General features: G+C 55.0%; 20 protein-coding genes and 1 riboswitch. Of the genes, 15 read left to right on the top strand and 5 right to left on the bottom strand.

The window, feature by feature from the left end; genetic code table 11:
* The first annotated feature begins 646 nt into the window (after window positions 1-646).
* The 6 genes from PUT07_RS26460 (at window position 647) to PUT07_RS26435 (ending at window position 7,846) form a co-directional block, all read left to right on the top strand.
* A complete protein-coding gene (locus PUT07_RS26460; protein ID WP_274471774.1) occupies window positions 647-1,015 on the top strand; it encodes a DUF2294 domain-containing protein in 369 nt (122 codons plus the stop codon).
* A 220-nt stretch (window positions 1,016-1,235) separates the two neighbouring features.
* Window positions 1,236-3,593, top strand: a complete 2,358-nt coding sequence (locus PUT07_RS26455; RefSeq protein WP_274471773.1) for an FdhF/YdeP family oxidoreductase — start codon at window positions 1,236-1,238, stop codon at window positions 3,591-3,593.
* A complete protein-coding gene (gene fdhD / locus PUT07_RS26450) occupies window positions 3,593-4,432 on the top strand; it encodes a formate dehydrogenase accessory sulfurtransferase FdhD (protein WP_274471772.1) in 840 nt (279 codons plus the stop codon). The genes PUT07_RS26455 and fdhD overlap by 1 nt, the downstream gene beginning before the upstream one ends.
* 99 nt (window positions 4,433-4,531) lie before the next feature.
* Window positions 4,532-7,048: a S1C family serine protease gene (locus tag PUT07_RS26445; RefSeq protein WP_274471771.1), complete on the top strand. Its 2,517-nt coding sequence runs from the start codon at window positions 4,532-4,534 to the stop codon at window positions 7,046-7,048.
* Window positions 7,045-7,503 (top strand): VanZ family protein, encoded by a 459-nt coding sequence (locus tag PUT07_RS26440; protein WP_274471770.1) that lies wholly within the window; start codon window positions 7,045-7,047, stop codon window positions 7,501-7,503. The genes PUT07_RS26445 and PUT07_RS26440 overlap by 4 nt, the downstream gene beginning before the upstream one ends.
* Before the next feature lie 88 nt (window positions 7,504-7,591).
* Window positions 7,592-7,846 carry a hypothetical protein gene (locus tag PUT07_RS26435; protein ID WP_274471769.1) on the top strand — a complete coding sequence of 85 codons (255 nt, stop codon included), beginning with the start codon at window positions 7,592-7,594 and terminating at the stop codon, window positions 7,844-7,846.
* A 52-nt stretch (window positions 7,847-7,898) separates the two neighbouring features.
* On the opposite strand, the gene PUT07_RS26430 is transcribed toward PUT07_RS26435, so the two are convergent.
* A complete protein-coding gene (locus tag PUT07_RS26430; RefSeq protein WP_274471768.1) occupies window positions 7,899-8,669 on the bottom strand; it encodes a pirin family protein in 771 nt (256 codons plus the stop codon).
* Between the two features lie 182 nt (window positions 8,670-8,851).
* Here PUT07_RS26430 and PUT07_RS26425 point away from each other — a divergent pair, with 182 nt between their 5' ends.
* Both PUT07_RS26425 and PUT07_RS26420 read left to right on the top strand, forming a co-directional pair.
* Entirely contained in the window at window positions 8,852-9,271 is a 420-nt protein-coding gene (locus PUT07_RS26425) for a BlaI/MecI/CopY family transcriptional regulator (protein ID WP_274471767.1), read from the top strand.
* A 2-nt stretch (window positions 9,272-9,273) separates the two neighbouring features.
* Entirely contained in the window at window positions 9,274-10,116 is an 843-nt protein-coding gene (locus tag PUT07_RS26420) for a M56 family metallopeptidase (RefSeq protein ID WP_274471766.1), read from the top strand.
* 86 nt (window positions 10,117-10,202) lie between these two features.
* On the opposite strand, the gene PUT07_RS26415 is transcribed toward PUT07_RS26420, so the two are convergent.
* Window positions 10,203-10,379, bottom strand: coding sequence for a hypothetical protein (locus tag PUT07_RS26415; protein ID WP_274471765.1), 177 nt, complete (start codon window positions 10,377-10,379; stop codon window positions 10,203-10,205).
* Window positions 10,380-10,865: 486 nt separating this feature from the next.
* On the opposite strand from PUT07_RS26415, the gene PUT07_RS26410 reads away from it, so the two are divergent.
* On the top strand, window positions 10,866-12,611 hold the full coding sequence (locus tag PUT07_RS26410; protein ID WP_274471764.1) for an ABC transporter ATP-binding protein: 1,746 nt from the start codon (window positions 10,866-10,868) through the stop codon (window positions 12,609-12,611).
* 53 nt (window positions 12,612-12,664) lie between these two features.
* Window positions 12,665-14,713, top strand: coding sequence for an ABC transporter ATP-binding protein (locus PUT07_RS26405; protein WP_274471763.1), 2,049 nt, complete (start codon window positions 12,665-12,667; stop codon window positions 14,711-14,713).
* Window positions 14,714-14,824: 111 nt separating this feature from the next.
* On the opposite strand, the gene PUT07_RS26400 is transcribed toward PUT07_RS26405, so the two are convergent.
* A complete protein-coding gene (locus PUT07_RS26400) occupies window positions 14,825-15,790 on the bottom strand; it encodes a hypothetical protein (RefSeq protein ID WP_274471762.1) in 966 nt (321 codons plus the stop codon).
* A 242-nt stretch (window positions 15,791-16,032) separates the two neighbouring features.
* Here PUT07_RS26400 and PUT07_RS26395 point away from each other — a divergent pair, with 242 nt between their 5' ends.
* On the top strand, window positions 16,033-16,347 hold the full coding sequence (locus PUT07_RS26395) for a hypothetical protein (protein ID WP_274471761.1): 315 nt from the start codon (window positions 16,033-16,035) through the stop codon (window positions 16,345-16,347).
* A 37-nt stretch (window positions 16,348-16,384) separates the two neighbouring features.
* Here the strand turns inward: PUT07_RS26395 and PUT07_RS26390 are convergent, their stop codons facing one another.
* Complete coding sequence (locus PUT07_RS26390) at window positions 16,385-17,005, bottom strand: NAD(P)-dependent oxidoreductase (protein ID WP_274471995.1); 621 nt, start codon at window positions 17,003-17,005, stop codon at window positions 16,385-16,387.
* Window positions 17,006-17,234: 229 nt separating this feature from the next.
* Here PUT07_RS26390 and PUT07_RS26385 point away from each other — a divergent pair, with 229 nt between their 5' ends.
* The 3 genes from PUT07_RS26385 (at window position 17,235) to PUT07_RS26375 (ending at window position 21,672) form a co-directional block, all read left to right on the top strand.
* On the top strand, window positions 17,235-18,293 hold the full coding sequence (locus tag PUT07_RS26385; RefSeq protein WP_274471760.1) for a hypothetical protein: 1,059 nt from the start codon (window positions 17,235-17,237) through the stop codon (window positions 18,291-18,293).
* Window positions 18,294-18,433: 140 nt separating this feature from the next.
* The gene (gene rluF / locus PUT07_RS26380) at window positions 18,434-19,165 is read left to right on the top strand and encodes a 23S rRNA pseudouridine(2604) synthase RluF (protein WP_274471759.1); all 732 of its coding nucleotides are present in this window, start codon (window positions 18,434-18,436) and stop codon (window positions 19,163-19,165) included.
* 149 nt (window positions 19,166-19,314) lie between these two features.
* Window positions 19,315-21,672, top strand: coding sequence for an S-layer homology domain-containing protein (locus PUT07_RS26375; protein ID WP_274471758.1), 2,358 nt, complete (start codon window positions 19,315-19,317; stop codon window positions 21,670-21,672).
* Window positions 21,673-21,758: 86 nt separating this feature from the next.
* On the opposite strand, the gene PUT07_RS26370 is transcribed toward PUT07_RS26375, so the two are convergent.
* Window positions 21,759-21,923, bottom strand: a complete 165-nt coding sequence (locus tag PUT07_RS26370) for a hypothetical protein (protein ID WP_274471757.1) — start codon at window positions 21,921-21,923, stop codon at window positions 21,759-21,761.
* A gap of 185 nt (window positions 21,924-22,108) precedes the next feature.
* Here PUT07_RS26370 and ilvA point away from each other — a divergent pair, with 185 nt between their 5' ends.
* Complete coding sequence (gene ilvA, locus PUT07_RS26365; RefSeq protein WP_274471756.1) at window positions 22,109-23,365, top strand: threonine ammonia-lyase IlvA; 1,257 nt, start codon at window positions 22,109-22,111, stop codon at window positions 23,363-23,365.
* Window positions 23,366-23,427: 62 nt separating this feature from the next.
* Window positions 23,428-23,515, top strand: a riboswitch (cyclic di-GMP riboswitch).
* Window positions 23,516-23,553 lie beyond the last annotated feature (38 nt).

The raw sequence follows: 23,553 nt of genomic DNA, 5'->3' as shown, positions 1-23,553 counted from the left end.
GACGCCGTAAGCAAGTGCCGACTAGTCGGATTGTTAGGACCTCCTGGAGGTGCCGGAGTGCCCGTCTGCGACTTCTGCTGCCCCGCGTTTCCCAGCTGGAGACTGGAAGACTGTAGGCTGCAGAACGGATAGAAGCGCAGAGCCAAATCATCTAACGGACACAGCGGACGTTAGTTGGCCGATTTTAAGGAAAACGAAATCTAACGGACACACATGCCGCTAATAGGCCGAAATGGACCCCCAAATGGCGCCAAAATGAGCAAATAACGGCTATGTAGTCCGTTAGCTCTATAAGCTGTGCGAATATGCCCAATAGCGGCTCTCTAGTCCGTTACAACAGGGACAAGCTGCTGCGAAAGGAGAGTGAAAGGCATGACAGGTGCCATCATTTTGGGCGTTATCGCCCTTGTCATCATACTAGGAGCTACGTTCTGGGTGACGCGCAAAGCGTACTCCCGCAGATGGGACGAAGAGGAGCACGATTGAGAAGATGGAAAGAAGCGTCTATCAGGCATTAGACAGGCATCCAGACGGGCAGAACAGGCATCAGCCAGACATCTAGCCGGCAAACTGCCGTTCATGCCTCTAGCCAGTTATACGCTTTCTTGCTATGATTGAGGCAGTAAATATAAAGGTGGCTGGCCCGATGAACCGAATGGAGGCCGAATTCAGTAACCTGGTGAAAGCATATCGCAAGAAGCATATGGGCAAAGGGCCTGAACGCGTGACGACAACCTTCTGCAAATGTTGGGCGATCTGCGAAATGGCCGGCAATTTGTCCCCGGTGGAGAAGTTCATGGCGAAGACGGGCGATGGCAGACAAATGCTCCGCACGGCTCGCACGGAAATGGTCAAAGAAATTTACCGGGATCATCCTCCTGTCGAGATGGAGGAGCTGCTCGGAGCGAAGTTCGTTCAGCTGTTCGTCGATATCGATATTGAGCAGGATTTGGGGATGTCGGTGTTCGTATTCGATCAGGATCTGGAGAAGAAATTTGGCGGCAGAGGCCGTTAGGAAATGATGGCCCGCCGTCCAGGAAGCCCTTATTGGGCAAGTTCGGGCGTGTCCCGCATATACATAAGCATAGTGCTTGGCACTTGGTAGCGAACCTGCCGGAGACTAACCACTGTGAAGCGTGCTTGCAGACTTCCTCGCATAGAGGAGGGCTGGAGCTAGCTTTGCGGTGGTTTTTTGCATAAATACACCTAATCGTGCATAAGAGGAGCTGCATAACATGGGGAAAACCAAACACACCGGGCCGATCAAGCTGCCCGCAAAGCCGGATCCGCAGCTGTGGGTCAGCAAAATGCCGTTCGGACTCGGCAAGGTAAAGCCGCAGCACATCCGCGAAACGGCGAAAATCGCTTGGCAAAATCGGGATAACCTTCCATATGCCTACCGAATTCTGACGCAGGGCGTCTGCGACGGCTGCGCGCTTGGGGTGTCCGGGCTGTACGACCAGACGCTGGCCGGACCGCATCTCTGCACGACGCGGCTGAACGTACTTCGGCTGAACACGATGCCCGCGATTCGCGAGGACGTGCTGCACGCCGATATCAAGGAGCTGCGCCGGATGAACAGCACCGAGCTGAGGCAGCTCGGGCGCATTCCGTATCCGCTCATTCGCCGCAAGGGGGAGCGGAATTTCCGCCGCGTCACCTGGGACGAGGCGCTGGACACGGTCGCGGCGAAAGCCCGGGCGATCGATCCGAAGGGGATGGCCTTCTATCTGACGGCCCGGGGAATCACGAACGAGTCGTATTATATGGCGGCGAAGGCGGCGAGGCTGCTCGGCACGAACAACATCGACAACGCCTCGCGCATCTGTCATTCGCCGTCGAAGACGGCGCTGAAGCGTTCCGTCGGCGTCGGCGCTTCGACATGCAATTACAAGGACTGGATCGGCACGGACGTCCTGGTGTTCTGGGGCAGCGTGGCTGCCAATAACCAGCCGGTCTCGACGAAGTATATGTATGCGGCCAAGCGCCGGGGGACGAAGATCATTGTCATTAACCCGTACTACGAGCCGTCCATGGAGAAGTACTGGATCCCCTCCATTCCCGAATCGGCGCTGTTCGGGACGAAGCTTGCCGACGATGTGTACCAGGTGAACATCGGCGGCGACATCGCCTTCATGAACGGCGTCATGAAGGTCTGGTTCGAGATGGAGGAGCGCGAGCCCGGCTCCGCCATCGACCATGCGTTCGTGCAGGCGCACACGAACGGCTTCGAGCAGCTGCGCGCCCACATCGCGCAGCAGGACTGGACGACGCTCACGCAGTCGTCCGGCCTGTCCCGCGAACGCATGCGCGAGTTCGCGGAGCTGCTGGCGCGTGCCGGCAGCGCGGTTTTCGTGTGGAGCATGGGGCTCACACAGCACCGCTTCGGCACGGACAACATCTCGCAGGTGGCGAATCTCGCCCTCCTGCGGGGCTTTCTCGGCCGCGAGCACTGCGGCTTGATGCCGATCCGCGGCCACAGCGGCGTGCAGGGCTCCGGCGAGATGGGCGCGGACCCCTTCTCCCTGCCCGGCGGCGACATGAGCAGCGCAGCCGACCGCAGCCGCATCGAGCAGCTATGGGGCTTCGAGCTGCCTAGCTGGCAGGGTGACATCGTCGGCGTCACCCTCGAGAACGCGCTCCTGCCCGAGGAGCAGGAGCGGAAGCTCCGGCTGTTCTACACATCCGGCGGCAACTTCCTGGAGACGATGCCGGATCCGGCCTTCGTCCGCGAAGCGCTGACGAGCGTCGATGTTCGCGTCCATCAGGACATCCTGCTGAACACCTCCACGCTGTTGGACGCCCGTGAGGCCGTGGTGGTCCTGCCCGCGATGACGCGCTACGAGCAGCCCGGGGGAGGCACGTCCACCTCGACGGAGCGGATGGTGTACTTCTCGCCGGAGATCGCCGGCCCGCGCATCGGCGAGGCCCGCGCGGAGTGGGCGATCTATGCGGATCTCGCCCGCCGCGTGAAGCCCGAGGCCGCGGCCCGGCATCTCGGCTGCGAGAGCGCCGAAGCGATCCGCGCGGAAATCGCCAAGGCCGCGCCGAGCTATGACGGCATCCAGCACCTGCAGAAGCGCGGCGATGTGTTTCAATACGGCGGCGCATGGCTGTGCGAGGACGGTGTCTGTCCGACGCCGGATGGGCGCGCATCGCTGCTGCCGATCGAGCTTCCGCAGTTGCGGAAGCCGGAGGGGCATTTCGCCGTCACGACGCGCCGCGGCAAGCAGTTCAACTCGATGATCTACAGCGACGTCGATCCCTTCAATGAAGCGGATCGCTACGATGTGCTGATTCATCCGAAGGATGCGGCTCCCTTAGGATTAAGCGAGGGGGAAGCCATTGTGGTCTACAACCGGTACGGCAGCATGCACGGCCGGGTCAAATATGCCGAGGTCAAGCCCGGCAACATCGAAGTGCATTGGCCCGAGGGGAACAGCTTGATTCCCAAAGGGGTTTATGAGCAATATGCGGGTATCCCCGAATACAATACGGCCGTTATCGTGGAGAAAGCGGAAACGTACCATGCGCATAAGGATACGCGGTACGTGGAGAAACGGATCGAAGAGCTGGAGTTGGAGGTGGAGTGATGGACAACGATAACGACCATGATAAGGACCAAGTCCGGCGGCAAGATCGGCCCTCCCCAACCGCAGTGTGGCCCTTGTACCGCTACGACGGAACCCGTATCGTTCCTCAAGAGGACACGATTGCCGTAGAGGCGCCGCTCACGATCAAGCTCGATGGCGAGGAATTCGCCACGCTAGTCCACACGCCGACCGAGACGGTCGATCTCGTCACGGGCTTCCTGGCTTCCGAGGGGTTGATTCGCTTCGTCGACCAGATCGAGTCGCTGAAGCTGGACGAAGAGCGCGGCTTCGCCGACGTGAAGCTGCGCCATCTCCATCAATTGAGCCGGGAGATGGTTTCCAAGCGGTTCATCGGCTCCTGCTGCGGCAAAAGCCGCCAATTTTATTTCCACAACGATGCCCGCACGGCCAAAACCGTCCGTTCCCAGCTCCAGCTCACGGTCCGGCAGTGTTTCCATCTCATGAACCTTATGCAGGAGCAGTCGCTGGATTTCCAGGCAACGGGCGGATTGCACAATGCGGCGCTCTGTACGGCGGATGAGCTGCTCCTGAGCAGGTCGGATATCGGACGGCACAATGCTCTGGATAAAATATTCGGCAACATGCTGAGGCAGCGCATTCCTGCCCGCGACAAAGCGATTGCCTTCAGCGGAAGAATCTCCTCCGAAGTGGCGCTGAAAGCGGCCAAGATCGGTGCCGGCATCCTGCTGTCGAAATCCGCACCTACGGATTTGGCGCTGAAGCTGGCTGAGGATCTGGGCATTACAGTCGTCGGCTTCATTCGCCGGGACCAATTGGCGGTGTACACGCACCCGCAGCGTATATCCGAATGTCGATAAATCCTGTTTCTTGTGGGAAAATTTGTGTTGTCTCTCTATGTTAAATATGCTAGATTCTAGCTACTGTCATATTTTGTTAAGAGGGGAAGACCACAAACCATGGGGAATTGGAACGTTTTTAAGAAAAAGGGATTCGCAGCGCTGCTAGCGGCTTTCATGATCGTTACTTGGCAAGGTCCGGCGCCCGCGTCTGCAGCCGAAGTGAATGCGGAGATTCCGAAGGTCATCGAGAAGACCACGCCGTCCGTCGTGGCCATTATCGGCAAGCCTTCTTATGATGCGGATAAAGCGCTGGAGAAGAACCGGTTCAATCTTGCGCACGGTACCGGCGTCATTGTCGCATCCGATGGGGTCATTGTGACCAATGCGCACGTCGTTAAGGATATGAAGAACATTGTGGTCGTCACCTCAGACGGAACAACCTATAACGGGCATGCCACGAATGTGGACGAGGAGAGCGACCTGGCTTTGGTCAAAATCGAAGCTACCGGCCTATCGCCGGCGACATTCGCCTCTTCCTCCGATATTCACGTCGGGGAGACCGTAGCGGCGATCGGAACGCCGATTTCCTTCGCCTTACGGAACTCCGTCACGGTCGGCATCGTCAGCGGACTTGACCGTTCGGTGAGCTCGCAGTACCAGCTTATTCAGACCGATGCCGCCATTAATCCCGGCAATAGCGGTGGGGCGCTGATCAACATGAAAGGCGAGGTCATCGGCATTAATACGATGAAATATGCCGATTTCGGCGTTGAGAACCTCGGCTTCGCCATTCCGGTCGATACGGTTCAGTATGTATTGAAGCATTTCCAGCTGTACGGCAAGGTGAAGCGCCCTTATTTGGGATTGGAGCTGGAAGAAAGTTGGGAGGCCGTCGTCGGTTTGCCGAGCTCAACGGGTCTGCGCGTTGCGTATGTCGATCCGGATTCGCCGGCTGCCGCGGCAGGGATCGAGCAGGACGATCTTGTCGTATCTATCGGACCCAGCAAAGTGAAGACGCTCGTTGATTATAACGAGGCGATCAAGAAGTATTTGCCGGATGAGAAGGTGGACGTGTCCATTCAGTCCGGAGGCTCCGTCGTTACGAAGTCCGTAACGCTTGGCGAGGCGCTCCATACGGAGACGAAGTGGACGCAGCAAGCGGACGGGGAGGACCTCGATGCGGACCGCGGCAAAACGAAAATCGGGGACAGCCACTTCGGCTGGTCCATGAAATATCCGGCCGGCCTTGTGAAGGGGCGGCAGTCCGAAGACGGCGATTCCGTCAACTTCGCGGATGCGAAAGGGGAATTCTCGCTGTCCATTCAGGTGGAAACGGAGAGTGACGAGCTGTCTCCTCCGGCACTGCTGGCGAAGCTGACGGGCGGCGGGGAAGACGAGTACGACTATGACGATTATGGAACGCCATCGACGATTCTGGAGCGACAATACGTGAAGCGGGGAGAGGCTCCTTTCGCCAAAATTGTCGGCCGTTCCGGCGACGACGGCTACATCCAGACCCGCGGGTATCTTCACGAAGGGAAGCTGTACACAGTGCAGCTATTTGTATCCAAAGATGCCTATAATAACAATTTTAAGCAAAATAGCTTCAACGATCTGCTAGATTCTTTCAAGCTCGCGTTCAATGCAAAGGACGAATCGCTCCGGGATATCTCCGTCTACTCGGATGAGAATACGACTTATACGAATGAGTACGGCTTATCGTTCGATCTGCCTTCCACCTGGCAGAGAGCCGGCTATACCGGCGGTTCTACGTTCTTCAGCGACGATTATTCGCAAATGCTCCAAGTGGAAGTGACTTCAGCTTCCTCCGGGGATACGCTGGCCGCATGGGTGCAGCGGGAGCGCGAGCAATTCGAAGCGCAGTATGTGCCGGAGTACCGCAAGGTTGAGAAGCCCGAAGAGCTGACTTTGGCCGGCGTGCCTGCACTGAAGGTAGCCTTCGCCGCCTCGCTGGGAAATAAGTGGAAAGCGGGATATTCTCTCTTTTTCATGAAAGATAAGTATAAGTACGAAGTTCAGCTGAATTACCCGCAGGAGGAAGCTGATGCCGGTCTCCAAGAGCTCTTGCAGACGCTGGTCTCGACAATCGATGTGGATAAAAACAGCATGGATCCGGAATTGGGCTTCATTCAGGATCTCGATGAGCTGATGGACCCGGATCGTACCGTCACGTACAAGAACGCGAAATATAAATACGCACTGCAGATTCCGGAAATTTGGACAAGCAGTAAGTCCTATGACAACAAAGATCAGGCGAGGCAATCGTTCCTCTTCACCGGAGGGTATATGACCATTGACGCGGATAACCAAACTTCCTATGAAGAAGCCGTGAAGGACGCGGACGATGAGCAGAAGAAGAGTCAGGAGAACGATAGCGAGTACAGATATACGGGTTCGGAGACGACGATCCTTGGCGGTCTGAAAGCGAAGAAATATGAGATCAACTACGTAACTTCGAAGATTCCTTACCAGGAAACCATTTATATTTTTAATCAAAATCAAATTACGTATACCGCGACGCTGCGGATGGATGAGGCTGTGAGCACGGAGGCGAACGAAGCCAGACTTGCCAAGGCTTTCGCTTCCTTTCGACTCTTGGAAGCTTCCAAATGAGAAGGAGCCAAGCCCGTTTGCTCTTATGGCTGATTTTCACCGGTTACACGAGTTGTTTGGTGTATTGGATGTTTCTCGGCTTTGGGCGAAGTGTGAGGATGGAGGGATCGCTAGCCTACAATGTCATTCCGCTGCAGACCATCGGTCTGTACATCCGGCACTTCGACTCGTTTCCGATACGCACCTGGACCATCAACGTGCTCGGTAATATCGGCGTGTTCATGCCATTTGGGCTATTGCTTCCCCTCCTGTTCAGAAGGGCTCGGGAGTACCGCGGGTTTCTGCTGCTTTTTACCGGTCCGCTGGCGGGCTTGGAGCTTCTGCAGATGGTGCTGCGGGTGGGCAGTCTGGACGTTGACGATGTGATACTGAATGTGCTTGGAGCAAGCAGCGCGTATATCGTCTGGAAAGTCTCCGACCGGCGCTGGGCGGTCAAGCGGGTTGAAGTGAAGTGAGCGAAACGAAGGGTATAAAAGGGGTGGAAATGCCTCAAGCTAAGTAAAGCCCTTGTAACGATTTCAACTCTGAGGAGGCTCATCAACTATGACCAAGCAAGATTCTAGCCTGCAGTCACAGAATCCGATCTCATCCGCACAAAATTCCGTCGATAATGTCCATCAAGCCGTTAATCATGCCATGTCGCACCCTACGCCGCAAACGCTGCAGGAGGCCCGCAATGCCATAGGCAAAGCGGAGAACTCGCTGGACCAAGCGGCTGATCAATCCGATGCGCCGGCTGTGCAGCAAGCGATCGAATCCTTGAATGAGGATGAAGCGAGACTGCAATCCCTGGAATAAGAAGAAGGGCTATTCCTCAGCAGCTGACTGCTGGCGGAATAGCCCTTTATTCTTATTTCCGGTATAGCGCGTACCCCGGATCCTTCGGGACGTCGATGGCGATGAGACGCATGCCTTGATCCGCATCGGCCTGTAAGCGAAGGGTTTCTCCGCCGGGAAGATCCGTCCCTGCAATGACGAACTCCTTATGAGTCAACGCTCGCGGCGAGCTGCCGTCCGCCGCTGTGCCTTGTCCTCTAATCACGAGGAAGGCCAGTTGGCGGTTCGGATCGAGGGAGTAAGCGAACGCTGAGCCCGGCTCAAGAAGCCAATCGTACATGTTCACATCGGTATCCAGTTGAATAGGCGCACTGCCGCCGATGACAGCCTTCGCGGTGACGCCCTCTTGGCGGCTTACCGGGAATTGGCCGTGGTCGTACTGATTGTAGGTCGCAGGCTTCTTCACCGTCTCGCTGAGGTGGGGCTCGAACCAGATCTGCATGCCCTCTGTGCCTGCGCTCCGGAACGCTTCGGAGTGGAAGACCCCGGATCCGGCCTGAATCACTTGGGCCCCGCCGTTCGTCACCGTTTCCAATGAGCCCAGCGAATCCCGGTGTTCCACAAGGCCTTCAATGACATAGGTGACGATCTCGAACGCTTTGTGGGGATGCATGCCAATCTCCGCCACATCGGTCGCATGGCCCCATGCCCAGTAAAATAGGGGGCCGACGCGGTCAACGGCCGTTTTCTCGCCGGGAAAGCTGATAGCGCGCTGTTCCAGGAATTTGCCTCCGTCAAAAGCCCCTGTACCTTGTTGGTCCGCGGAAAAAGTTTGTATATGCATAGCCATCGCTCCCTTACTTTAAAATATTTAATTACTTATTTTATGTAAGTATTATACCTTGTTTTTCGCCTTATGTAAAGGAGGCAGACAGGAGGGGCTGGTCATGCCTGCTTCCCGGCGATATGTCTTGACTTTCAGGCGCTGTACCTACTACAATTTGTAGTGTAAGGAGTGAGCCTCTTATGAAAATGCATAACTTTAAATATGAAGGAAGCGGGCTTAACCGCTTTTTCGGCCCTCTGGAGGCCAAAATAATGGAAATTCTCTGGAACGAAGCCGGAGAACTCACGATCAAGGACGTCCAGTTGAAGCTGGACAACGATGCGAAGTCGAACAATTTCAACACGGTGATGACCGTGATGAACCGCTTGGTGGACAAAGGCATTTTACAGAAAAAGTCGGTTGCCCGCTCTTCGCTGTACCGGCCTGTCGTGACCAAAGAAGCGTTCATGGAAACGCAGTCGAAGGAGCTTACGCTTGACCTGATCGAGGAATTCGGCTCTTTGGCCGTGACCCACATGGTGGATGCGCTGGATAAAGTGGATCCCGGGCTGCTCGACCAGTTGGAACAAAAAATCAAAGAAATGAAAAAGGACCGGTAACCATGATGATGGAAAAGCGATTGAAATGGCTGTTTGCTGCTTCTTTGGCCGTGTCAGGGGTTGCGCTGGTACAGATGCTGCTTTATGCGTGCCAGCACCTCTTGGGATGGAGATCGCCTTATAACATCTTTGATTTGTGCGTGATTTTATTTGAAAAGCTTCATGTGCCTGCCCCGATTGCCTTCCAGATTGTGAATGCGCTTGTCCTCTATACGCTGAGTGCCGTCGTCTTCTTAACGGCTCGGCAAATGTTCCAGGCATGGAAAGCGATGAAACTGGTTGAGAAGCATCAAGATGCGGCCTTGACGCTGCGTTATCGCGTCGATCATCTCTTGGCTAAGCACCAGCTGCAAGTCATCTCGGCCAAGAAGCCGATCGCGATGACGATCGGCTTGCGGAAGCCGCGGATCATCCTTTCGACCGGACTGCTCAGCATGCTGGAGCCCGGCGAGCTTCAAGCGGTGATCGAGCATGAGAAAAGCCATCTGAAGCATCGCGACCCGCTGGCGATTTTCCTGCTTTCGGTCATCTCCAAAGCGATGTGGTATATCCCGATCTTCGCGTGGCTGGAGCGCAAATACCCGATTATGATCGAGCTCCGTGCCGATCAGTATGCCATCGGTCAAATGAGCCAGACTACGGATTTGGGCAGCGCGCTGCTCAAGCTGCTGAAGCAAACGCCAAGAATGCACTTATCTTTATCCCACGCCTCCTTCGCGGAAACGTCCATGAACCTCCGGATCCAGCATCTTCTGGATCCGCAAACGAATTTGCCCTTGCCCTTGCCGTTCGTACGGCTTGCGATCTCGATATGTATGTTTATCCTGCTGATGGGACTCATCTAGAGTCCTGGCACACCTGCCAAAAGGGGTATCTACCAGATCTTCGGACCTGGAGATACCCCTTTTTGTGATGTGCGTATGTCGATAGATCAAGCAGGCTCGTCCAGCTCCATTTCTTCCAACGTGTAACGATTCTCCCACAGGAAAACGATATCGTACTGTGTCGAATCCCGCTTAATAAACCGGGCGATAAGCGCAACGACACCCCCGATGATGACCCCGAACGCGAATATCCAGCCTATCAATTCAAACACTTGGTCGACCATGCACATTCACTCCCTTGTATGCCAGGTGTACCGCCACATTCTATAAATATGCCGCGCGAATTTGAAACATGTGTGACAATTCGGATAGTTGGTTATAGTCTTTTTCTCCGATTGACACAGGCTTGATTAGGGTGTTAAGATCACCTCTGTAAGCGCAGTTATACAACTTTTGGAAATGATGAGGACGCAAGCGGTTGCGGTCAAGAAGGAGGGTTTCAAGATGATTGTGTTGTTTACAGACGGGCATGTACAGTTGAATCGCCAAGCAACTCACCAACTAATTTCATACGAAGTAACCCGCCTGTCTGCCGGAACGAAAGCGCCTTGAAGGAGTTCGTTCGGCTGCTGCCACCCTTCATATACGCTGATGGAGCGCGGGTTACGAAGAAGTTCGTAACGAGCGCTTTTTTATTGGGAAAAGGCATATCGCTGCGTGCGGTATGCCTTTTTTTGTGCGAATAATCAAGTAAAGGAGTGATTGTCCCGATGTTTACGGTATTGAAAAAATTAGCGTGGTTCTTCCGCATGAATTGGAAAAGATACACGATCGCCATCGGATTATTGATCATCGTCGGCATCATCGATGTTATCCCGCCGAAGCTGATCGGCTACGCGATCGACGGCATTCACATGGGAACGCTGACCGGCAGCAAGCTGTTCCAGCTGCTGGCTTTCTGGGGCGCGCTCATCGTAGCCGGTTACGGGTTGTCCTACATCTGGTTGTATCAGCTGTTCGGAGGAGCCTTCGTGCTGGAACGCGTGCTGCGTTCCCGGCTGATGAGACATTTGCTGCGCATGACGCCAACCTTCTATGAGCGCAACCGCACTGGCGATCTGATGGCCAGAGCGACGAATGACCTGCAGGCGGTCTCGACGACAGCGGGGTTCGGGATTCTGACGTTCGTGGATTCTACGCTGTTCATGCTGACTATTCTGAGTATGATGGGCTTCTTCATCTCTTGGAAGCTGACGTTCGCCTCGATTCTGCCGCTGCCTTTCATGGCGGCCGCGATTACGATTTACGGGGGGCGCATTCATGAGAGATTCATTCGCGCTCAGGATGCTTTCGGCCAAATGAATGACCGGGTGCTGGAGACGATCGCCGGGGTGCGGGTGATCCGCGCTTTCGTTCAGGAGAAGGCCAGTGAGCAAAGCTTCAAGGCGATGACGGACGACGTATTCCGCAAAAATATCGCGGTGGCGCTGATCGACGCTCTTTTTGAACCAACGGTCAAAATTCTCGTCGGTATTTCCTATTTGATCGGGCTTTGCTATGGCGGGTATATGGTTTTTCACAGTGAATTAACGCTTGGGGAGCTGGTCTCCTTCAATACGTTCCTTGGCATGCTGATCTGGCCGATGTTCGCGATCGGCGAGCTGATGAACATTATGCAGCGCGGGAATGCCTCGCTTGACCGGGTGAATGAAACGCTGGGCTACAAGCCGGACGTTCAAGACGCCCCGAATGCGACGACGCTGCTGCTGCCGAACTCCATTCGCTTCACAGATGTAACGTTCCGCTACCCGTCATCGTCCATCGATAATCTCGTGCGGATCTCCTTCCATCTTGAGCGGGGGCAGACGCTGGGCATCGTGGGCCGCACAGGCAGCGGGAAGACGACGCTGCTTAAGCAGCTGCTGCGCGAGTATCCGCTAGGCCAGGGATCCATTACGATCTCGGATACGCCGGTCGAGCAGTTGAGCATCGAAACCGTCCACGGTTGGATCGGGTATGTGCCGCAGGAGCCGATACTTTTCTCCAAAACGGTGAAAGAAAACATCATGTTCGGCCGCAGCGAAGGTACGGAGGAGCAGCTTATTCAAGCATTGGAGCTTGCCGCCTTCCGCAAGGACGTCGAATTCCTGCCGGAGGGGCTGGAGACGATGGTCGGGGAGAAGGGCGTAGCCCTGTCCGGCGGTCAGAAGCAGCGGGTCTCCATTGCGCGGGCGCTGTATGTCGATCCGGAGATTCTCATGCTGGACGATGCGCTCTCCGCGGTGGATGCCAAGACAGAGGCGGAAATTATCCGCGGCATTCGTTCGGAACGCGCAGGCAAGACGACCTTGATTACTACGCATCGCTTGTCGGCGGTGCAGCATGCGGATTGGATTATTGTGCTCGATGAGGGGTATATCGTCGAGGAAGGGACGCATGAGCAGCTTCTGGCGCTCGGCGGCTGGTATAATGAGCAGTATGACCGTCAGCAGCTAGAGGAGCAAACAAAGGTATAACTTTATGCTTGATTAGATGATAGATATCTGGGGAAAAGAAGGTGAGAACCGGAATGAAACAAACAGGATTACGATTATTTCAATACGCCGCGATCTTCAAGAAGCCGCTGCTCATCGCGCTGCTGTGCTTATCCGTCGCTGTTGCGACCGAGCTGGCGGGGCCCTTCATCGCTAAGAAAATGATCGATACGCATATTCTCGGCATCGAGAAGCCGTGGTACGAGACGACATCGGCGGTGCAGACGGAGCATGCGGTGCCGAGAGGCGGAGGCTTCTATAAGCGGAGCGACCACTTCGCGGCAGGGGAGCTGCGCGGGCAGGAGGTTCGCATTCTTCAAGTGGGCACCCAATTCGTATGGGTGAACGGGCCGATTGCCTTCGACGGAGCGCGAACGCTGACCGGAGATGGCAAGCTGGCGATCAGGCAAGGGACGGAACAGGCTAAGTACGATGTCCAGAAGCTGAGCGTTGCCGAGCTGTACACGTTCTACAAGCCGGAATTTATTAGCTTGATGAAGCTCGCCGGCCTTTATTTTGGGCTTATCGTGATCGGAGCGGGTTTCACGTATGGCCAGCGGTATCTGCTGCAATCGGCGGCGAACCGGATTATCCAGCGCATGCGCAGCGACGTATTCGCCCAAATTCAGCGGCTGCCGATCAACTATTTCGACAACCAGCCGGCGGGTAAAATCGTGTCGCGGATTACGAACGACACCGAGTCGGTGAAGGACCTATACGTGCAAGTGTTGGCGAACTTTTTTACGGGTACGATCTATATTGTCGGCATCATTATTGCTTTATTTATTCTAGACTACCGCCTGGCGTTATTTACGCTGCCGATCCTTCCTCTGCTGTATGCTTGGATCATTGTGTACCGCAAGTACGCGTCTCACTATAATCACGAGATTCGCGAACGGATCGGGTCCATTAACGGAATGATCAATGAGGCGATCCAAGGGATGACGATTATCCAGACGTTCCGCAGGCAGAAGGAAACGACGCAGGAATTCGAACAGCTGAACGACGAGTATACGAAGTATCAAAACAAATTGCTGAGCTTGAACTCGCTCACGTCACATAACCTGATGAACGTGGTGCGGAATCTGTTCTTCTTTGGCTTGATTTGGTACGTCGGGGGCAGCTCGCTGCACTCGCTGATCACGGTGGGCGTGCTGTACGCATTCGTGGATTACTTGAACCGCATGTTCCACCCCATGGTCGGGATTGTCAACCAGCTGCCGAACCTGGAGAGAGCCATCGTATCGGCGGACCGGGTGTTCGAGCTGCTGGATGAGCGCGGCTTGGCCGTAGCAGAAGGGAAGGCGGAGCGTTATCAGGGCAACGTGAAGTTCGAGGGCGTCCGGTTCGCTTACAAAGAAGGGGAAGACGTGCTGAAGAACATCTCCTTCGAGGCGAAACAGGGGCAGACCGTAGCGCTTGTCGGGCATACCGGGTCAGGCAAAAGCTCCATCCTGAATCTGCTGTTCCGCTTCTACGATGTGAATGAAGGCCGCATCACCGTCGACGGCCGCGATGTCCGCGAGATGCCCAAACAGCTGCTCCGGCAGCACATGGGCATCGTGCTTCAAGACCCGTTCCTGTTCACAGGGACGATCGCTTCCAACGTATCGTTGGACGATCCGTCCATCACCCGGGAACGGGTGGAGCAGGCGCTGCGCGAGGTTGGCGCAGCGGAGATGTTTCAAAGCCTGCCGCACGGCTTCGACGAGCCCGTGATCGAGAAGGGCAGCACGCTGTCGGCCGGGCAGCGGCAGCTGATCTCGTTCGCCAGGGCGCTGGCGTTCGACCCGGCGATCCTGATCCTCGATGAGGCGACGGCCTCCATCGACACGGAAACCGAGGCGGTCATTCAGGCCGCGCTCGAGGTGCTGTCGAAGGGTCGGACCACCTTCATCATCGCGCACCGCCTGTCGACGATCAAGAGCGCCGACCAAATTCTCGTGCTCGACCACGGGGAGATCGTCGAGCGGGGCAACCACGAGGAGCTGATGGCGCTCCACGGCCGGTATTATCAAATGTACCAGCTGCAGCAGGGACATTCGGATACCGCTACAGCCGCCGATAGCGAAGTGCGGTTGTAGCATAAAGACCGTCAGGCCGAATGAACCGTCCCCCAATTGTTAGACAGAGTCTAACCTTGGAGGTGCGGTTCAGGAGGGCTTGACGGTCTTTTTTTGGGCGCATGCTGCCGATCAAGGCTGCTCGTTATCGCGCCGACATACGGTGAGGCTGCACGCTTTCAGTAAATTATCGGCGTAGGCGCGCTGCAGCTCCTGTACGGACATTGCGTCATATTTCCGGCGCAGATGCTCGATCCGTCCGGGATCGGGCTGCTGCGTGTCCTTCTTGCCGGTCGGTGCGCAGGTCTGGATGAACAATTCCTGGAATTCCACGAGCGGGATCAGCAGCTTGGACCAGATATCCGGCGAAATCTCTCGCTCGATGGCGTGCAGCGCAAATTCGGCGAACAGGAAGTCTACGGCGGGATCCGGCTCCAAATGTCCGGGATATTTGCTGCTGCGCAGCTCCCCGTTTCCATACAGCTCGAAGCCGGTTTGTACGGCTTCATAATCCAGCTGCCCGTCATGGTCGTGAAATTCCGAGTAAAGCTCCAATTGTGCGTCCGACAAGTACCTCAAATCCTGATCATCCAAGGCGGGCAGCTCGCCTGCCTGCGGAATGCGCTTCGATCTGGCAGCCAGCTCCCGCAGCGCAACCCGGGCCTGCAGCGTCTGTTCGGCCCGCTGAACGAGGTCGCACAGCCGGCGCCTTTCTTCCGGCGGGATGCGGCTGATATTGGCCGCTAGAGCAGGGCGGAACCGGCAGGCATACGCTTCGAAAAATTGCTGATACCGGATGATCGTGAAGTCGATGTTCGCAATTTCGGAGCGCACGAGGTGTCCGGCTATATCGTGATCGTTGATTTCGGTCAGAAAGAAGTTGACGGAGGCTCCGCTGTGCAGTTTGATGAAGTTCCACTGATTGTAACGAAGAGGCGGAGAGGAAGCATCGTTCGTAAGCAGGGAGCTCCGCGATAGATGACCGCCCAAATAATAGGGATTCATGTACGTAAGAAAAAATTTGAACACGTGGTCTGTCGTCACTGCCAGTTCAACCCAGCGATTCAATAAATCCGATGACGGCGCATATTTTCTCATGGGCGATTTCTCCTTAGCACAGAATAATCCCAATAATGTATGTCCCATTAACGGAAAATAGAACCGGAGCCGGCGATAAGGGCATTCAGGGCCTCGTTTGTGGGAGATATTCCCCTTACGCACATCGAAGCTCGTTGCTTCGCGTCATACGCAAATGGACGGAAAAGAAGGTACTTTTCCTTTTTCGCGCATGCTACAATATGAAGGTAGAAATCATTTCCTTTGCAGAATGGAGGGGCTATATGCGTTCAGATACGATTCGTTTGCTTAATCTGCTGCAGCTGCTGTCCGAAATTGCTATTGCCGTCGGGTATTTGCTGGGACTGATCCCATTCGTGTACCTGTGGTCATGCGCATGGGTCATTCCGCTCGTGTTCGCCAATCTGGTCTTTGCGATTCTGACTCACAACGGCACCACGATGAAGACGGCTATTAATATCGTCATGTCTTTCTTAAGCTTCATTCCGGTCGTGGGCTACTTGTTCCGGATCGCAGGTATCGTCATTTCGGGGCTGAATCTCGCTGCCTTATCGAAGGAAAGAGCGAGACGCTATTAAAAAAGGATGGAAGCCTTCTACAGGCTTCCATCCTTTTTTAATACGCGATGCCGACCCGGCATCCGACATACTCCCCATGGCAGGCGACCCTGTACGTGAAAGCTGCCGTATCGCCGACCGAGATCGACGTGCCGCCCTCCGGCAGCACATCGCGTGCTGCGCGGTACGTGCCGAGCGCCTCGCCGTCCGGCAGATAGGTCGGACAGACGACCGTCCATGCCAGTCCGGATGCGGCGAGCCGCTCCCACGCCCGGCGGTGCTCCTCTGCGGCCCGCGTGGAGGAGCGTCTGGCGTCCGGCGCCTCGTAGCGGAGCAGCCCGGGATGCGTGGCGCTCTGCAGAATACCGGCTGTGCCGACGGAGACGATGCGGTTCACGCCGCGCTCTTTCATCGCATCGATGAGCAGCGGGATCGCCTCCGTGAGAACTGTGCCGCCATCGGTGCTGAGGCAGCTGATAACGGCGTCTGCGCCCTGCAAGGATCGCCGGATGTCCGCAGCGCTGCGGGCGTCGCCTTGCAGCAAGGTAAGCCCGTCCGAGGTCTGCCGCACGCTGCCCGGGCTGCGAACGAGCGCCGTAACCTGATGGCGATCCGCCAGGGCCAATTCCAGAACGCGGGCTCCTACTCGGCCGGTAGCCCCCAAAATAAGTACATGCATATATAATCTCCTTATTCTTATCATTGTACTCTATTATACGCTTCTTACGGCTGCAGCCCAAATGACAGGTACAAGCAACCGTGGCTATTCATCTATTTGTTGCAGTGCTAGGTTAATAGAGGAGACAAACTGCCGCTAGGCGTCATACGCTGATACATCCCCTTATAAAAGGAGAATGCATATGGCGACTTTTTACGAGGCTTTAAGGCACAATGAGAGGCTTTACCCTATGTTGAGCATGCCGGACGTTACCGGCACAGGCGTAGGCTTCGCGGACCCGGGCAACCCCGGGCGCGGTGCGGCGATTATCGTCTACACGCGCAAAGGCGCGGCAACGACGGCAATCGGCAAGAGCATCGCCAGGATGGTCGGCCCCAGCATTCCCGTGCGTTTCATTGCATCCGGTCTTTTCAAACCGAATACCGTTGTAGAGCCTAAGAAAATCGCCCGGTCGATGAAGTCGCCTGCGAAGCGGTTCCGGGCGGCGCAGTTCAGGGGCAAGCATCGTCCGGTTCCAGGCGGCGTCAGTATCGGCAGAGAAAACCGGGGCACGGGGACCTGCGGACTGATCGTTATCCAGAACGGCCAACTCCTGATGCTCAGCAATAATCACGTGCTGATTACGGAGAACCGTTTCGGCGCTAACATTATTCAGCCGGGGAATCTGGACGGAGGCGTCAATGGAACGGATCGTGTCGGCACGACGTTCCGGTTCGTCCCGTTTAATTTGACAGGCCCTAACTTTATGGATGCCGCAACGGCTATTCCATTCAACAACGGCTTGCTGACACCGCGATATTTGGTAAGCAGTACTGGCCAATTCGTGAACCCGCGCGGCCATTTGCTCAGCTACCGAGTAGGCGACCGCTTCTTCAAGTCGGGGCGCACCACAGGTCTGGTTACCGGTACCGTCGAAAGTATCGGCGTCACAACGACAATTGGGCCGTACCCTGAACTGGGAGGCGCTAACTTGCAATTCCGCAACCAGACGGTCCTTACGTCTTCGACCAACATCTCCCTGCCCGGGGACTCCGGCTCCGTCTGGATGCGAGGACAGTTCGCCGCAGCGCTCAACTTTGCAGGAAGCGGTCCGCGCTCCATCTCCACGCCGATTGCCAGTGTGATGAATACGTTCAATATCCGCGTTGCGGTTCTGGCGAGAACAGGCACATACAAAGCGGGTGCGGCGATTAATCCTGCGCCTGGTGGCAATTATTCATATGTCCGGCCATTGACGCCTGCACAACGCAAATACGTGCGCGTCGTTAAAGCTGTGCCCAAGTCATAGGTCGGCAGGAACCGCCTCATCCATCGGATTGTGGGCGGTTTTCTTTTTTAGAGCAAGCGAACTTGAACCGAAGTAACGAATCCAGCATAATAGGAGTTATCTATCGAATAGGATTACGGCAAAGAAGGGATCTCCCAAGGATGAGAATCAATAAGTATATTAGTGAAACAGGCGTCTGCTCCAGGCGGGAAGCGGACAAGTGGGTGGAAGCGAAGCGCGTTACGATCAACGGTGAAGTCGCCTCGCTCGGAAGCGTGGTAGGACCGGGCGATGAGGTTCGGGTTGACGGCAAGCCGATCGGCGAGAAGAAGGAGCACGTTTACATAGCGCTGAACAAGCCTGTGGGGATTACAAGCACGACGGAAGCCCACGTGAAAGGAAACATCGTTGATTTTGTCGGTCATAAAGAACGGATCTTCCCTATCGGCCGGCTGGACAAGGATTCCGAAGGGCTTATTCTCCTGACGAATAACGGAGACATTGTGAATCAGATTTTACGCGCGGAAAATAATCATGACAAAGAGTATATCGTGACGGTGAACCGTCCGATCACTCCGATGTTTCTGAAGGGGATGGCCGGCGGTGTCCGCATTCTCGGTACGGTAACGAAGCCTTGTGAGATCTATCCGGTTGGTGAGCGGGTGTTCCGCATTATTCTGACTCAGGGGTTGAACCGGCAAATTCGCCGTATGTGCGAAGCGTTCGGATACCGGGTTGTGCGGCTGCAGCGCGTCCGGATTATGCATATCCATTTGGGCAATTTGAAGGTGGGCCGGTGGCGCGATTTGACACAGGGGGAAATGAAGGAACTGATGCAAACGCTCAGTCAGGAAGGCTCCCGGCAAGGCGAAACGCCAGGCCGCTCTAAGTGATAACGGCACATGTCCGTACTTCGGTTGATCCGGGGGCGGGGATGTGCTTTTTTATTTTTATTTTTTGTGAATTTGCAGCAACCTTTTTCCAGTTCGCAGCGTCAAGGAGTATTATGGAAATATTTGCGCTCTGAAGGAGGAAGATTTCTTTGAAAATCGTCAAACAAGCAGGTACGCTTATGCTCGCTTCAAGCTTGCTGCTTACGGCTGCTCCGGCTGTCTGGGCTAATGAAGTCAGCGTCGACGCCAAGACTATCAGCATCCCGGCATATCCAGGCGGCGGCGAAGGCCAAGTGCTCGATGCCAAAATCACCAAGGAACAAGCGCTGGAACGTGCGAAGTCGTACATCGCCCTGCCCGAAGGCTACACGATGCAATCGATCAGTCTGAACGCTTACTGGGGGATGGGCGGCCGTAATTTCCCAACGTGGAACATCAGCTATGTGAAGAAAGTGAAAGAGAAGAACTACGGGTACATGAACGTGTCCATTAACGGTTTGGACGGCTCGCTGACCGCCTATTCCATGAACGACAACGACCCGGACCGCAAGCCCAGCTACCCGCCGAAGGTAGATTTCCAAGGGGCCAAAGCTGTCGCTTCCGCCTTCATTGCCAAAGTAAATCCAGACAAGCAGCATGAGCTTGTGTATAACGATTCGGAAGAGAAGGCGTTCCGTACGCCGTTGAATGGCAATTATCAATACAATATCCGGTTCGACCGTTCCGTAGACGGGGTCCTCTTCGCCATGAACGGGGTTTCGGTAAGCGTGAACGGGGATGGCGAAGTCACGAATTATAACTACAATTGGATGGATAACGTCACGTTCCCGACCGGCGTGAAACCGATTGCCCAGGAGAAGGCGGCGCAGTTGTTCCATGACAAGGCGGCAATGTCGCTGCTGTATCAGATTCCATACGGGGCCAAGGGGAAGAAGCTGCCCATTCTGTCGTATATAATGGGCGGATTCTCGCTGAACGCGGAAACAGGCGAGCCGTGGAATCCGGGTCCCCAGCTGGCGGTAGGGAAGCCCCTCACCGACAAACCGCTCGCTGAGCTGCCTGCAGCCACGCTCAATCTAACGAAGGAAGAAGCGGCGAAGAAGGTAGCGGCAGCATTCAACCTCCCGGCAGACTACAAGCTGCAGGAAGCTAGCTATAATGAATCGACGAATCCGGAAACCGGACAGACCGACTCGTACTGGAATTTGAACTGGACGGTCACCTCCGAGAAGGACCCTTCCGGCAAGCTCGGTTCGAGAGGCGCATGGGCGGGAGTGAACAGTACAACCGGAGCAATTACGAGCTTCAACAGCTACATGCCATATGGACCGGAGGGGGATAAGGAAATTGTTGGGAAGATTTCCCTGGACGATGCGGTAGCGAAGAGCGTGGAGTTCGTCAAAAAGCAGATTCCGGCTTACACCGATCAACTGGTGCTGAGCGTTCAAGCGGAGAAAGATATTCCCGCTGAGCAGCTGAAGCATATGCGGAATTGGAACATCAGCTTCAACCGGGTCATCGATGGCGTGATCGCCGGCCAAGAAGCTGTATCGGTCAGCATTGACCGCGTGACCGGTGAGATGGTCAGCTATCAGTTCGGTTTGAGCAACATGCCGTATCCGAAGCAGAAACCAGAGGTGTTGGCGCTGGATAAAGCCAAGGATCTGTGGCTCTCCCAATTTGACATCAAACTTAATTATGTTCTGGAGGATGGCGGCTACAATGGCCCGATCCCGTTGGAGAAATACAATGTGATGGTGGCAGCCGGAGAGATGCCTCCGACCGCTGCTGCAGCGAACAAGGACGAGAAGCTGCAGGCTAAGCTGGTCTACACGCTCAACCCCAAATTCAACCGCGAGCCCTTCCTGTTGGATGCGCAAACCGGCGTATGGCGGAACAGCCAAACCGGCGAAACGGTGTCCTTGGATAAAGTGACGGTAAGCGATATTGATAATCACTGGGCTAAGAACGAGCTGCAGCTAATGCTCGATTATCAAGCTTTGGATGTGCAGGATGGCAAAGTGACCCCGGATCAACTGATTAAGCGTGGCGAGCTGGTCAAAATGCTGGTCATTGCCATGAACGGCGGCAACGGCGGCATCTATTACGGAGCTGAACGCAAGGCGTCCTTCGCCGATGTGAGCAACGCTTCGCCGTATTTCGCTTATGTGGAGAATGCCGTGGACCGTGGCTTGCTCGAGGCGGGTACGGAGTTCAACCCGGAAGCGACGCTCGACCGTGAAGAGATGGCGCAGCTGATCGTGAAGGCGCTCGGTTACAAGAGCCTGTCGCAATACGACGGCGTGTTCAATTCGCAGTTCGCTGACGCCGCAGAGCTTAAGGATGTGGGCGTGGCGGCCATCGTGCTAGGGCTGAACATTATGACGCTTACGGACGGGAAGTTCGCACCGCAGCAAGAAGTCTCCAAAGCGCAGGCAGCCAGCGCCTTCTATCGCTTCCTTCAGAAGCGTGCCGAGCTGCAAGAGCCTCCTCGCTACTACTACTAGGATAACGATTCGCTGCAAGTGAAGAGGGCTGCCGGAAGTAGTCGTAACTACTTAAGGCAGCCCCTTTCTATTGCCGTATAACGATCTTAGAACAAAGGAAATACATATTGAACGAGGAAGTACAGAATGCCGAAGGTGATGACGATGTAAGCCGCATACTTGATGAAAGTCGATGCTACTAAGCTGGAATCCGATTTCTTCTCCACATGGCGTTCTTCGATTTCATAGTTGCGTGATGGCTGAGTCGACATAGCGATCACTCCTTTGCAGGTTCTTGTTTCTTTAATACCCTCAGGGATGGGATCTGAAACAGAGACTTTTATGAAGCTTGCGGAACCTTTCCAATAATATTCTCGTACAGCCGCTCTGAGATATGCTACAATAATCTTTAAATTTTTCATTCGCATATTTTGGAGAGAAAGGAAGTAAGAGAAGAATGGTTGTTTCCGGAAAAGTAGGTTTGGAAGAAATTATTAGGGCCAATCATATGCTCAGCAAGGTGATCGAACCGTCGCCTTTACAACGCAATGAGCTGCTCTCTAACTTGTATGAATGCAACGTTTATTTGAAACGTGAAGATATGCAGGTCGTCCGGTCGTTCAAAATTCGCGGCGCGTACAATGTCATTCAAAGCTTGACGCCTGAGGAACGCGAGGCGGGTGTCGTGTGCGCCAGCGCGGGCAACCACGCGCAGGGAGTGGCGTACTCCTGCAAGCAGCTCGGCATCGAAGGCAAAATTTTCATGCCGACAACGACGCCCCGACAGAAGATTTCGCAGGTGAAGCTGTTCGGCGGGGCTTTCGTCGAGGTGATTCTGACGGGGGACTCCTTCGACGATTCCTCGGCGCAGGCCAAGGCCTATTGTGAGAAAGAGAACAAGGTGTTCATTCATCCGTTCGATGATATTCGCACGATTGCGGGGCAAGGAACGGTCGGTCTCGAAATTATGAACCAAATGTCGGATACGCCGGACTTTATCTTTGCAACAATCGGCGGAGGCGGGCTTGTGGCAGGCGTTGCAACTTATGTGGACAGCGTTTCGCCGTACACGAAGATTATCGGCGTTGAGCCGGAGGGCGCTGCCAGCATGCAGGAGGCACTGAAGCAAGGCAAGGTTGTGACCTTGAATTCCATCGAGAAATTCGTGGACGGCGCGGCCGTGAAACAAGTCGGTGAACTGACGTTCGAGATCTGCAAGGAGAAGCTGGATGACATCGTGATTATTCCGTCCGGTAAGGAGTGCACGACAATCCTTGAGCTGTACAATAACAATGCGATCGTGATCGAGCCGGCGGGTGCGCTGCCCGTTGCGGCGCTTGATGCATACCGGGAGCAAATTCGCGGCAAGAACGTCGTCTGCATCATTAGCGGCGGTAATAACGATATTGACCGGATGCAGCAAATCAAAGAGCGTTCGCTTATCTATGAAGGCCTAAAGCATTACTTTATCCTCAACTTCCCGCAGCGTGCAGGCGCCTTGCGCGAATTTCTGGAGGAGGTACTGGGACCTACGGACGATATTACCCGGTTCGAGTATACGAAGAAGAACAACCGTGACGATGCGCCGGCTCTGGTCGGCATTGAGCTGAAAAACAAAGATGACTACGAGGGGCTCATTGAGCGCTTGTCCCGCAAGGACTATGGATACATCGAAATCAATAAGGACCCGAAACTATTTAATTTACTAATTTAAGTAAAAATAGCCAAAATGAAAGCCTCTGTGATATAGTTATATAGTCCCGTTTTTTACCTGAATATGGTTAAAGGCAAACTTGCCGAAAGGTAAGGACGCAAAGCTCCAGGTCTTAGGTTGCCTTGCAACGATGACGGCTGAGCTGCCGAGAGGATGCAGTTTACCGATACAGGTGCGCCTACGGCTAT

This window comes from Paenibacillus sp. MAHUQ-63 (assembly GCF_028765165.1).
Classification (GTDB): domain Bacteria; phylum Bacillota; class Bacilli; order Paenibacillales; family NBRC-103111; genus Paenibacillus_E.
Note: the sequence above shows the minus strand (reverse complement) of the source record. Positions and strands in the feature narration are given on the sequence as shown.